We start from the raw sequence: 12,070 nt of genomic DNA on the forward strand, positions 1-12,070 counted from the left end.
TGGAGGTAACCAGCGTCTGCGGGGCGGCATGCGTTACGTTGCTGGTCCGCCGGGGTACAAGTCGGAGCACAACGGGTGGAGATCAACGGCTGAGGGGCACGGCCGGAGCGGGGAGGCTGCATGAGCTCGGCCCAGGGGGGCGCGGACACCGGGCATCCCTTCGCGGACGGCGGGGAGGTCTCCCCGATGCTGGCGGCCGCGTTCGCCGCCGGCGGCGAGCTGGGCCAGCGGATGCGCGACTTCGACTGGTCCACCACCCCGCTGGGTGCGCCCGGGCGTTGGCCGGTGGCGCTCTCCACCGCGATCGGCATGATGCTCGCCTCCAGCGCGCAGATCGTCATGTTCTGGGGTGACGATCAGCTCGCCTTCTACAACGACGCCTACCGTCCGACCATCGGCGCCAAACACCCCGACGTGCTCGTCCAGCCGGCGCGTCGGCACTGGGCGGAGACCTGGGACGTGCTCGGCCCGCTGCTGGACGGCGTCCGGCGCACCGGTCGTTCCTACCGGGGCGAGGATCACCCCTTCCTGCTGAACCGGTACGGCTTCGTCGAGGAGACCTACTTCGACGTCTCGTACGACCCGATCCGTGGCGACGACGGCACGGTCAGCGGCGTCTACTGCATCGTCAACGAGACCACCGGGCGGGTGCTGGGCGAACGCCGGCTGCGGGCGCTGGCCGAGCTGGGTGCCGACCTGGCCGACGTGGGCAACGCCGGCGAACTCGGCCGGACCGCCGCCGAGGTGCTCAACCGGCATCGGGCCGATGTGCCGTTCGCGCTGATCTACCTGGGCGACGACAGCGGTCGTCTCGTCCTGGCCGGGGCCAGCGGCACGGATGCGGCGACCGTCGGGGTGCCGGCCGACCTGCTCGCCCGGGTGGCCGCCGACGGTGAGCCGGCCACCGCCGACGTGGCGGAGCTGCTCGACCCCCCGCCGGCCGGCGCGGCCGACCGGGCCCTCGTGCTGCCCATCACGGCGGCGAACGAGACGGTCGGCGCGCTTGTCGTCGGGGTCGCCCGCCGGCTGCCGCTCGGTGACGACTACCGCGACTTCCTCGACCTGGTCGCCGCGCAGATCTCCCGGGCGGTCGGCAAGCAGCGGGCGTACGAGCAGGAGCGGGCCCGCGCGGCCGAGCTGGCCGCGCTCGACCAGGCGAAGACCAACTTCTTCGCCAACGTCAGCCACGAGTTCCGCACGCCGCTGACCCTGGTGCTCGGCCCTCTGGAGGACATGCTGGCCGACCCGGCGTTGCCCGTCGCGGACACCGAGCGCCTCACGATGATGCACCGCAACGCGTTGCGCCTGCTCAAGCTGGTCAACACCGTGCTGGACTTCTCCCGGCTGGAGTCGGGTCGGCTCGCCGCCCGCTACCAGCCCACCGACCTGTCCGGCTACACCGCCCGGCTGGCCAGCACCTTCCGCTCGGCCACCGATCGGGCCGGGTTGCGGCTGGTGGTGGACTGCCCACCGCTGCCCGCTCCGGTCTTCGTCGACCGGGACATGTGGGAGAAGATCGTCCTCAACCTGGTGTCGAACGCGGTCAAGTTCACCTTCGACGGCGAGATCCGGGTCCGGGTGCTGGCCGTGGAAGCCGGCGCCCGGCTGGAGGTGACCGACACCGGCGTGGGGATCGTGCCGGCCGAGCTGACGCACGTCTTCGAACGGTTCCACCGGGTGCCCGGGGTGCGCGCCCGCACCCACGAGGGCACCGGGATCGGCCTGGCGCTGGTCCGGGAGCTGGTCGAGATGCACGGCGGCGAGGTCGGGCTGACAAGTCGCGTCGACGAGGGCAGCACCTTCACGGTCACCATCCCGTTCGGGTCGGCGCACCTGCCCGCCGACCGGGTGGCGGGGTTCGGCCCCCTGCCCGCCGGCGAGCCCGAACAGGCCCGGCTCTACGTGGCGGAGACCGCGCTGTGGTCCGGCGCGGAGTCCGCCACGGAGTTCGACAGCGGCCCGACGACGGTCGCCCCGGCCGGTCGGATCCTCGTGGTCGACGACAACGTGGACCTGCGCGAACACGTCACCCGTCTGCTCTCCCCGACCTGGGAGGTGGTCACCGCCAGCGACGGGCTGACGGCCCTGCCGCTGGCCCGGGAGGGCGGATTCGACCTGGTGCTCACCGACGTGATGATGCCCCGCCTGGACGGGTTCGGGCTGGTGCGCGCCCTGCGCGCCGACCCGCGTACCCGGCATGTGCCGATCGTTCTGCTGTCCGCCCGCGCCGGCTCCGCGGAGGCCGTCGCCGGTCTCTCCGCCGGCGCCGACGACTACCTCACCAAGCCGTTCTCCGGGCAGGAGCTGGTCGCCCGGGTGCGGGCCAACGTCGAGCTGGGCCAGCTGCGCGGGCAGATCATCCGCCGGCTACGGGCGTTGGCCGACGCGGCGGTGGCGGTGAACACCGCCCGATCCACCGCAGACGTGCTTCAGGTCGCGGCCCGGCACGCGCTGAGCCTCGCCGAAGCGGCCCGGGTGGTGGTCACCGCGGCCGGCGCCCGGTCCGAGGCGGACGCCGGTGGCACCACCGCCGCCGACCCGTCCTTCGTGGCCGAGCTGACCGGCACCACCGGCGAGCAGCTCGGCGAGCTGCGGGTCTGGCGGGCGGCCGGTGACGACGCGCAGGCCGACGACGCGGCGCTGACCCAGCTGGCCCGGCTCGTCGGGGTGCGGCTGGAGAACGCCCAGCTTTACGAGACCGAACACCGCATCGCCACCACACTGCAACACAGCCTGCTGCCCCGGTCGCTGCCGCAGCTGCCCGGCGCGGTGGTGGCCAGCCGTTACCTGCCCGGCAGCGCCGACGTGGAGGTCGGCGGCGACTGGTACGACGTGATCGCGCTGAACGGCGACGAGCTGGTGCTCGTCATCGGCGACGTGGTGGGCAAGGGCGTCCGGGCCGCCGCGGCGATGGGGCAACTGCGCAACGCGCTGCGGGCGTACGTGCTGGAGGGCTTCGACCCGGGTGAGTCGCTGACCCGACTCAACCGGCTGGTCGGCTCCACCGAGGGCCGCTCCTTCGCCACCGTGGTCTGCCTGCTGTTCAACCCGCGCACCGGCCGGTTGCGGTACGCCAGCGCCGGTCACCCGTCCCCACTGCTGATCCGAGGAGGCGAGGTGGCTTTCCTGCACGACCGCGCGCTCGGCCCGCCGGTCGGTGCCATCCCCGACGCGACGTACCAGGCGGTCGACGGGGAGCTGCGCGCCGGCGACCGGCTGCTGCTCTACACCGACGGCCTGATCGAGGACCGGAAACTCGGCATCGACACCGGGCTGGCACAGGTCCGCACCGCCGCCGCCACCCCGGGCGAGCACGTGGCGGACCTGATCGACGCCGTGGTCGAGCGGGTCGTCGGCCAGCAACGCCGTGACGACGTGGCGGTGCTCGGCCTGGAGGCCGCCGAGCTGAACCGCTTCGCGTTGCGGCTGCCGGCGGACCCGACCCGGCTGAGCGTGCTGCGCAAGCGCCTGGAGGACTTCCTCGTCGCGCACTCCGTCGGCGAGACCGACCTGTTCGACCTGACCGTCGCTGTCTCCGAGGCCGCCGCCAACGCCATCGAGCACCCGGTGCACCCCGCCGAGCCGATCATCAGCGTGGAGGTGGCCATCGAGGACCGCACGGTGACCGCCACGGTGCGCGACAGCGGGCGGTGGCGGGAGTCGACCGGCTCCGGCTTCCGCGGTCGCGGCCTGTCCCTGATCAGGGCACTGGGGGATCTGTCGGTACGGCGTACCGATCAGGGCACCGAGGTGACGCTGCGCCGACACCTGCAGGGTTGACCCTGCGCCCGGCGGCGGTCGGGCGCCCGCGTGCGTCCGGCGGACTCGCCGGGCGGCTGGCTCAGGCCGGGCGGAGCCAGCTCTGCTCGCCCAGACCGGAGATCTCCAGCACCCGGCGGACCTGCCGCGACGGCAGCACGGTGAGCGTGCCGCGGAACTGCTGGGCGAGCCGGACCAGGGCGTGAATGGCGGCCGAGTCGAAGAAGGTGACCGCGCTCAGATCGAGCGTGATGTGCTCGGCGGGCTCGCGCAGCGCGGTCTGGAGCATGGTGTCGGCGGTCGCCATGTCGACCTCGCCGGCCACCACCACGTGGAGGTGGTCGCCGTCGATCTCTGCGCTGGCAGAGAAGACGGGCGGTGCTCCCCCTTGATCCACGCAGACACCATGGCACAGCCGACCTGGCGGGGCAACAACCGGTCCGGAGCGGCTGTGGCGCGGGTCACCAGCGGCTCCGGCGATAGGCTTGGACCATGACCGTCCGTCCGCCGCTGACACCAGGCGCGCTCTCCCCGATGCGACCGGTGCCGTCCCACATCACCCGACCGGAGTACGTGGGTAAGAAGCGCCCACAGGAGTGGCGTGGCTCCCACGTGCAGACGCCGGAGACCATCGAGAAGATGCGGATCGCCAGCCGGCTGGCCGCCCAGGCGACCCAGCTCGCCGGCGAGCACTGCAAGCCCGGGGTGACCACCGACGAGATCGACAGGGTGGTGCACGAGTTCCTCTGCGACCACGACGCCTACCCGTCGACGCTGGGCTACAGGGGATTCCCCAAGTCCTGCTGCACCAGCCTCAACGAGGTCATCTGTCACGGCATCCCGGACTCGACGGTCATCCAGGACGGCGACATCATCAACGTCGACGTCACCGCGTACATCGGTGGGGTGCACGGCGACACCGACGCCACCTTCTGCGTCGGCGAGGTCAGCGAGGAGGCCCGGCTGCTGGTCGAGCGGACCCACGAGGCGATGATGCGCGGCATCCGCGCGGTCGCCCCGGGCCGCCAGATCAACGTCGTGGGCCGGGTCATCGAGTCGTACGCCAAGCGGTTCGGCTACGGCGTGGTCCGCGACTTCACCGGCCACGGCATCGGCGAGTCCTTTCACAGCGGGCTCTACGTGCCGCACTACGACAGCCCCCGACCCACGGACATCATGGAGCCGGGGATGACCTTCACCATCGAGCCGATGATCACGCTCGGCACCTACCAGTACGACATGTGGGACGACGGGTGGACCGTCGTCACCAAGGACCGGAAGTGGACAGCCCAGTTCGAACACACCATCGTGGTGACCGACGACGGCCACGAGATCCTGACCCTGCCGTGACCGACACCCCTGCCGCCCTGCGAGAAGCGCACCACGCCGACGTCTCCGGTGGCTGGCTGCGTCCGGCCGTCTTCGGCGCGATGGACGGCCTGGTCACCAACATCGCCCTGATCGCCGGGGTCGGCGGTGGCGGGGTGTCGCCGCGCAGCATCGTGCTCACCGGCTCCGCCGGCCTGGTGGCCGGGGCGATCTCGATGGGGCTCGGCGAGTACACCAGCGTCCGCTCCGCCAACGAGCAGGTCGCCGCCGAGGTCGCCAAGGAACGGCGGGAACTGGAGCGGCACCCCGAGGCGGAGGCCCGCGAACTGGCCGACGTCTGGGTGGCCCGTGGCCTGCCCCGGGACCTGGCCACCCAGGTCGCGGAGGCGGTGCAGCGCGACCCGGAGGAGGCCCTGCGGGTGCACGTGCGCGAGGAGTTGGGCGTCGACCCCGACGACCAGCCCAGCCCGTGGGCCGCGGCGATCTCGTCGTTCCTGTTCTTCTCGGTGGGGGCGCTGGTGCCGCTGCTGACCTACCTGTTCGGTGCCACCGAGTTGTGGCTGGCGCTGGCCGTCGGCGGGCTCGGGCTGTTCGCCGCCGGGGCGGTCGTCGCCCGCTTCACCCGCCGGCCCTGGTGGACCAGCGGCCTGCGCCAACTGCTGCTGGGCGCCGCCGCGGCCGGTGCCACCTACCTGATCGGTTCGCTGATCGGCGTACAGGGCGGGCTGTGACCCCGGTCAGCCGGTGAGCAGCTCGTCGACCGTGCCGTCCACCGGCCGGCCGCGGGCGGTCAACTCGTCGGCCTGCCGGGCCAGCACCGCACCCACCTCGGTCATGTCCGCCCCGGCCAGACCGGTGCGCCGCACCGCATCGCCCGGATCCCGGAAGTAGGTGCGGCTCAGCAGGCCGGTCACCGTCGCAGCGGCCAACCGCGCCTCGCCGAGCATCAGCAACGCCTGATCGGTCTCGTACCACTCGGCCAGCCGGGCGGCCCGGGCGTGCGCCGCGCTGCCCCGATACCAGGCCTGCCGGGCCGCGGTGCTGAACTCCGCCGGCCGGGCCCGGGCCAACCGCCCGAGATGCTCGTCGCGCAGCGTCCGCAGCCAACCGGTCGGGTCGTGCAACGCCCGGGTCGTCACGTACCGGTCGGCGGTCAGCGGCCAGAGCGGGGAGAGCACCCGGGCCTGCGCGAGATAGTCCTCGGCGGCGGCCACGGTCAGGTCGACGAGCACCCCGTCCACCCGACGGGTCGCCAGCGGCGGACCAGTGCCGGGCCGGTAGGTGACCACCAGCATCCCCACCTCGCGGTCCCCACCACCGTCGTCGTCGCCGTGCGCCAGAGGACCGTGCACCGCGACCGCGAGCACGTCGGCAGGGAAACGCCGCCCGATGGCCCCGGCCACCCGCTCCGCCACCGTCCACCGTCGATCGTCGAGGCCCCGGTCGACGCCGGCGTGTTCGCTGCTCGCGCTCACGGGTCCGCCTTTGTTCGCGACTGCGGGGCTCGCAACCCCGGCTCACTCCTCGCGCTCACGGGTCTGCCTTTGTTCGCGACTGCGGGGCTCGCAACCCCGGCTCACTCCTCGCGCTCACGGAACCGCCTCCGCCTCGCTACCGACCGTCAGCCTAGCCAGCCGGCGGCGGACCCGACGGCTCGCCGCGCCCGGTTGGCACCAGGCGGAAGATGCGGATCTCCCGCCCGCCGGCCCGCTGCACGTACGTGCGGTACGCCGGCCACTCGGTGACCAGGAGCTGCCACAGCCGGTCCCGTTCGGCGCCGGTGGCGGGCTCGGCGCGCACCGGGATCCGCCGGCCCCGCACGGCCACCTCGGCGCCCGGCTCGGCGAGCAGGTTCATCGCCCAGCCGGGCTGGTGGGTCTGTCCCCAGTTCGAGCCGATCACCACGTACGCGTCGCCGTCGGGCACGTACAGCAGGGGATTGCTACGTGGCTTGCCGGAGCGACGGCCGACCGTGGTGATCACCAGGGAGGGGATCAGGCCGAGTGCCACGACCCGGCCCCGGGTCAGCCGGCCGACCACCCGGTCGGCCGGGACCAGCAGGCGGGCGGCGGCGCCGAACCATCGGTGATGGCCGACGCGGCGGGTGAGGGTTCCCAGCACTGACACGCCGACCAGTCTGCCGGCTGACGCGCCCCGGCGGCACCCCCGCGCGGTCCCGCCTCGCCGGCCGGACGCCGCACCTTTCCGGCACGCGGCGGCCAGCTCAGTCCAGTTGCCGCTCGATCGGCAGCCGGGCGCGGGTGAACAGGCCGGCGCCGAGCATCGCCACCAGGGGCACCAGCACCAGGACACCGAGCACCGGCCAGGGCACCAGGTACGGGTACGGCACGGGCGTCGGCCAGGCCGTGGCGTACTGGCGGTTCACCGAGAACAGCACGATCGCGGCGGTACCCGAACCGGCCACGATGCCGAGCACCGAGCCCAGGCCGGAGATGACCCCGGCCTGGCAGATCGCCAGCAGGCGGCGGACCGCCGGTGCCGCGCCGACGGCCGCGAGGGTGGTCAACTCGGCGCGGCCCTCGGCGGCGGCGAGCGCGGTGGCGATCCCGGCCGCCCCCACCGTGATCAGCCCCGCCGCCGCCGCGAGCAGCAGGAGCAGCGGCGAGATGTCACCCGGAGCGCCACCGTTCTCCACCACGAGCGTGAACGTCCCGAAGGGACGCAGGGCGGCGACGAACCGTTCCTGTCGTTCCCCGCTCGGCGGTGTGGCGGTGCCGATCAGCCAACCGGCCGGCGACGAGTTCAGGCCGAGTTGTCGGATCGCGGCCGCCGACAGCAGCAGGCGGGACTGGCCGACCGCCGCGGGCAGCGCGTACCCGGGGAGATCGGCGGCGGCGACTTGGTGGTCCGGCCCGGCGTCCACCCGGTTGACCTGCACGGTGACCAGGCCGTTGTGCAGGTAGCGCGGGTCGGTCACCACCACGCCGCCGGCGTGCAGCACCGCCGTCGCGGTGGCGACCGCCGCCGGATCCGCGTTGGTGAGCAGCGGCAGTGCCGTGCCGTCGTCCACCAGAGGCTCCACGTAGGCGCCGTAGTAGTCCGTCGCGTGGCGCTGGCAGCGTGGGTCGGCCCGGGCCTGGCGGCGCTGCGCCGCGGAGAGGTCGTCCCCGGCCCGCCACGGGCAGACCTGCTCGACCGGGAGTGCCGGCGCGACGTCGCAGTAGCCGCCGCGCGGCGGCACGCAGACCGGCGCGTGCACTCCGACGACCGCGCCGGTGCCCAACTCCTTCCGGGCCGCCCCGGTGACCTGGGCCAGTGTGGGCAGCCGGGCCGGATCGTTCGGGCTGACCAGCACGTGCCCGGTCGGCAGCGTCGGCTGGTAGGCGTGCCGATCGCGGGCACCGTCGCTGGCCAGGTAACCGCCGAGCGCGACGCTGCTCGCCACGGCGGCCATCACGGCGCAGATGGCCGGCGCGGCTGCGGCGCGGTTACGGCTGGCGTCGCGCAGCGCGATGCGGGGTGCGAGCGGCAACACCCGGCCGAGCCGGGCGAGCACGCCGATCAGGGTGGGCGTGCAGCACACCAGGCCGAGCTCGCCGAGGATGAGGCCGGTGAGGATCACCGCCGGCGAGATCCGGGTGGCGCCGAACGCGGCCAGCGCCGCCCCACCGGCCACCAGCGACAACCCGAGGGCCAGCCACCGGCTCCGGGAGGCGGGCGGCGTCCGGCGCCCGGCGAGACCGGCGCCGACGTCCTGCCGGGCGATGGTCCAGGCCGGTGCCAGCGCGGCGAGCACCCCGGTCAGCACCGCGACCCCACCGAGCGCCACCAGGGCCGCCGGCCAGCAGCGGTACCCCCCGAAGCGGGCGCCGAAGACGTACTGCTCCACCAGCGGTCGTCCGGCGAACGCCGCGGCGACGCCGAGGACCAGGCCGACGGCGGCGCCCAACACACCCAGCACCACGCCGTCGGCGAGTACGACCCGGCGCAGCTGGGCGGCGTCCCCGCCGGCCACCGCGACCAGCGCCAGGTCCCGACGTCGGCGGCGGACGCCGACCGCGAACGCCGGCCCCACCAGGAGTACGACCTCCAGCAGGCCGAGGCCGGCGATCAGCACACCGGTGCTCAGGTCGTTGGTGTCGGTGGCGGCGATCGATCCGACCCAGCCGTGGCCCGGTCCGGGCGGGGGGCCGGTCGGATGGCGTGGCGTGACCACCACGCCCTGGTCGTTGAGCCGGGCGACCAGCGCGGCGTCGACGGCGCCGGGCACGTCCGCCAGCCAGATGCTGTCCGCCTCCGGACCGGTCCGTGGCACGGCTCCCGGGTGCAGCGCCACCACCGGCCCGAGATCGTCGGGGAATTCGACCACCCCCACGACGGTGTACGCCCTACTCCCGTCGGCCATGGTCAGCGCGTGGCCGAGGCGCAGGTCCAGGCGACGCAGCGCGGCCGGGCTCACCGCCACCTCGCCGGGCTGCTGCGGCGCCCGGCCGGCCCGGAACCGCACCAGCCCTCGGGCCAGGGGGTCGGTGAGGTCCAGTACCCGCCCTGCCACGTTCTCGTCGCGCTCCGGGCCCCGCACGCTCAGCGGGATCCGGACGCGCACCTCGGTGACCCGGCTGCCCGGGGGAAGCAGCGCGGCGACCTGGCCGGCGCTGACCTGACCGGCGGGTACGTGCTCGCCCTCCCGCGTGTACCAGCTCTCACCCCACTCGTCCTGCCCGATCGCAGTCTGGGAGGCCCAGCGCAGCTCCGCGTCGGCCACGCCGAGTCGCCGGTCGATCCGCTCCTGCGGGGTCAGCTCCGCCATGTCGTAGCTCGCGGCCAGAAAGGCCAGCACCAGCACCGGCAGGGCGATCATCGCGAGCACCAGGGCGGTCCGGCGGCGGGCGCGGCGTGCCTCCCGTCGGGCGATCCGCAGCGCCGCCCGCCAGGAGCCGGTCAGCTCGGCGAACCGTCGCCGGCCGGTACGGACCGGCAAGGCCACCGGCCGCGGCGCCGGGACGTCGGTCCGGTCGGGGAGCCGCAGCGTACGGCGGGTGGTCACCGGTCGCTGCCGGACAGCAGCTGCTCGACGCTGCCCAGCGGGGCCGTCGTGTCGACCAGCACCCCGTCGCGTAGGAACACCACCCGGTCGGCCCAACCGGCGTGCCGCGCCTCGTGGGTGACCAGCACCCCGGCGGCGCCCGCGTCGATGCGGCGGCGCAACAGGTGCAGCACCGCCTCGCCGGTCTGCGAGTCCAACGCGCCGGTCGGTTCGTCGGCGAGCACCAGCCGCCGTTCGCCGACCAGCGCGCGGGCGATGGCCACCCGCTGCTGCTGACCGCCGGAGAGCTGGTCGGGGAAGCGGTCGCCCAGGGCGGGGAGACCCACCTCGGTGAGCGCGGCCATGGCCAGCGAGCGGGCCCGGCGGCCACCGGTGCCGTCGAGTTCCAGCGGGAGCGCGACGTTCTCCACCGCGCTCAGACTGCCCAGCAGGTTGAGCTGCTGGAAGATGTAGCCGATCCGGCGGCGACGCAGCTGGGCGAGCCCGCGGCGGTCCAGCGCCCCCAGCGGCTGCCCCTCGATGAGGACCTCGCCGTCGGTCGGGCGGTCCAGACCGCCGGCGAGTGCCAGCAGCGTCGACTTGCCGGAGCCGGAGGGGCCCATCACGGCGACCAGCTCACCGGGTCGTACGACGAGGCTGACGCCGCGCAGGGCGTGCACGGCGGCCGGGCCGGCCCCGTGGGTGCGTTGGACGGCGCGCAGCTCCAGTACCGCGTCGTCCGATCCGCTCACCGTCGCGCCTCCTCGTCGGCCCAGCGTGCCGCGTCGGGCGCGGCACGTGGCCCGGGTGCGGACGGCGGGGGGACGCTGGGTCGGTGCCGGACGAGGCTCGTCTCACAGTGGTCCAGCCAGCGGACCTCGGCCTCGGCCTGGAACACCATCGAGTCCAGTACCAGCCGCCAGGGCAGATCCTCCGGCCGGTCGCTGCCGTACTTCAACCGGGTCAACTCCTGCAACGCCCGCATCGTCGCGCTGCGCTGCGCCTGCACCACCGAGCGGACGTCCACTCCGGGGGTGGTGAGCGCCAGCGCCAGCTTGATCGCCAGCTCGTCGCGGGGGCGGTCGGTACGGCTGATCGGGGTGGCGAACCACAGCGCGAGGTCGGCCCGACCGGCGTCGGTGATCTCGTACGGGCGCTGTCCGGCCTCGCTCTCCGGCAGCGGGCGCACCAGACCGTCCCGCTCCAGCCGGGACAGCGTGGTGTAGACCTGCCCGATGTTCAGCGGCCAGGTCGAGCCGGTCGACTCCTCGAAAGCGGCGCGCAGCTGGTAGCCGTACATCTGGCCGCGTTCGAGCAGGGCGAGCAGCCCGTGACGGATGGACATGGCAACGGAGTATGCATACCTGGTATGCGCACCGCAACCGGAGCAGAGCGGTTCAGGTCGGGCGGCCGGGAAATGCGACAGTCGGCGGGGCCACCCCGGCGGTCTTCCGCCACCGGGTGGCCCGTACGGCGTACTCGACCAGGGCGGCCAGCGCCTGGTCCCGGTCGGCGCCCGTGGTCGACGCCAGCGCGGCCCGCCAGTGCGCCGCCGTGCGTTCCTCCACCTCGACGGCGAGCCGCAGCGCGCTCGCCCGGTCGGTGACCGGAAACGGCAGCGCGTACCCGGCGCGGTCCGGTGGAACGGTGCCACCGCTGGTGCTGAGCTGCACGACCAGCGCGTCGCGTCGGCGTCGGTGCGCGGCCTCCGCCTGGTGGGCGGTGTCCCGGCTCGCCCCGGTGAGCCGTACGCCGATCCGGCCGTAGGCGTAGATGGCCGCGTACTCGGCGGAGAGGGCGGCGGCGAGCGCCTCCGCCGCGGACGGCTGCTTCACTTCAGTGCCTCCTGGTGGGTGGCCCGGGCGGCGACGATCGAACCGAGCAGCGCCGCCCGTTCCGCCGGCGCGGCGGCGCAGGCGGCGGTGGCGGTCCGCTGACCGGCCTTCTCCAGCGCGCGCAGGGCGGCCAGCGCGCCGGCCGGGTCGGCCGCCGGGG

The 12,070-nt window shown here is 74.2% G+C and carries 10 protein-coding genes; 3 read left to right on the top strand and 7 right to left on the bottom strand.

All coding sequences use genetic code 11. The features are described from left to right. Nucleotides 1–120: 120 nt before the first annotated feature. Nucleotides 121–3,780: a SpoIIE family protein phosphatase gene (locus JNW91_RS14515; protein ID WP_203175571.1), complete on the top strand. Its 3,660-nt coding sequence runs from the start codon at nt 121–123 to the stop codon at nt 3,778–3,780. A gap of 61 nt (nt 3,781–3,841) precedes the next feature. Here the strand turns inward: JNW91_RS14515 and JNW91_RS14520 are convergent, their stop codons facing one another. Continuing rightward, nucleotides 3,842–4,156, bottom strand: a complete 315-nt coding sequence (locus JNW91_RS14520; protein WP_203175572.1) for an STAS domain-containing protein — start codon at nt 4,154–4,156, stop codon at nt 3,842–3,844. A gap of 95 nt (nt 4,157–4,251) precedes the next feature. Between JNW91_RS14520 and map the strand changes: the two genes are divergently transcribed. Both map and JNW91_RS14530 read left to right on the top strand, forming a co-directional pair. Then, nucleotides 4,252–5,109: a type I methionyl aminopeptidase gene (gene map / locus JNW91_RS14525; RefSeq protein ID WP_203175574.1), complete on the top strand. Its 858-nt coding sequence runs from the start codon at nt 4,252–4,254 to the stop codon at nt 5,107–5,109. After that, on the top strand, nt 5,106–5,819 hold the full coding sequence (locus JNW91_RS14530; RefSeq protein ID WP_203175576.1) for a VIT1/CCC1 transporter family protein: 714 nt from the start codon (nt 5,106–5,108) through the stop codon (nt 5,817–5,819). The genes map and JNW91_RS14530 overlap by 4 nt, the downstream gene beginning before the upstream one ends. A 6-nt stretch (nt 5,820–5,825) precedes the next feature. Here the strand turns inward: JNW91_RS14530 and JNW91_RS14535 are convergent, their stop codons facing one another. The 6 genes from JNW91_RS14535 to JNW91_RS14560 all read right to left on the bottom strand — a co-directional run bounded on the left by JNW91_RS14535 (nt 5,826) and on the right by JNW91_RS14560 (nt 11,910). Beyond that, on the bottom strand, nt 5,826–6,563 hold the full coding sequence (locus JNW91_RS14535; RefSeq protein WP_203175578.1) for a nucleotidyltransferase domain-containing protein: 738 nt from the start codon (nt 6,561–6,563) through the stop codon (nt 5,826–5,828). Nucleotides 6,564–6,714: 151 nt separating this feature from the next. Beyond that, nucleotides 6,715–7,215 carry a nitroreductase family deazaflavin-dependent oxidoreductase gene (locus JNW91_RS14540; protein WP_203175580.1) on the bottom strand — a complete coding sequence of 167 codons (501 nt, stop codon included), beginning with the start codon at nt 7,213–7,215 and terminating at the stop codon, nt 6,715–6,717. 97 nt (nt 7,216–7,312) lie between these two features. Beyond that, nucleotides 7,313–10,096, bottom strand: a complete 2,784-nt coding sequence (locus JNW91_RS14545; protein ID WP_309244360.1) for an FtsX-like permease family protein — start codon at nt 10,094–10,096, stop codon at nt 7,313–7,315. Further along, nucleotides 10,093–10,827 (bottom strand): ABC transporter ATP-binding protein, encoded by a 735-nt coding sequence (locus JNW91_RS14550; protein WP_203175582.1) that lies wholly within the window; start codon nt 10,825–10,827, stop codon nt 10,093–10,095. Before JNW91_RS14550 ends, JNW91_RS14545 begins: the two co-directional genes overlap by 4 nt. Continuing rightward, nucleotides 10,824–11,420: a PadR family transcriptional regulator gene (locus JNW91_RS14555; RefSeq protein ID WP_203175584.1), complete on the bottom strand. Its 597-nt coding sequence runs from the start codon at nt 11,418–11,420 to the stop codon at nt 10,824–10,826. Before JNW91_RS14555 ends, JNW91_RS14550 begins: the two co-directional genes overlap by 4 nt. Nucleotides 11,421–11,472: 52 nt before the next feature. After that, nucleotides 11,473–11,910: a ferritin-like domain-containing protein gene (locus JNW91_RS14560; protein ID WP_203175586.1), complete on the bottom strand. Its 438-nt coding sequence runs from the start codon at nt 11,908–11,910 to the stop codon at nt 11,473–11,475. Nucleotides 11,911–12,070: the final 160 nt, after the last annotated feature.

It is taken from the genome of Micromonospora parastrephiae (assembly GCF_016802865.1).
GTDB lineage: Bacteria > Actinomycetota > Actinomycetes > Mycobacteriales > Micromonosporaceae > Micromonospora > Micromonospora parastrephiae.

Coding starts and splice junctions, on each gene's coding strand:
- JNW91_RS14555 (WP_203175584.1), bottom strand. CDS start 11,420: ATGTCCATCCGTCACGGGCTGCTCGCCCTGCTCGAACGCGGCCAGATG.
- JNW91_RS14515 (WP_203175571.1), top strand. CDS start 121: ATGAGCTCGGCCCAGGGGGGCGCGGACACCGGGCATCCCTTCGCGGAC.
- map (WP_203175574.1), top strand. CDS start 4,252: ATGACCGTCCGTCCGCCGCTGACACCAGGCGCGCTCTCCCCGATGCGA.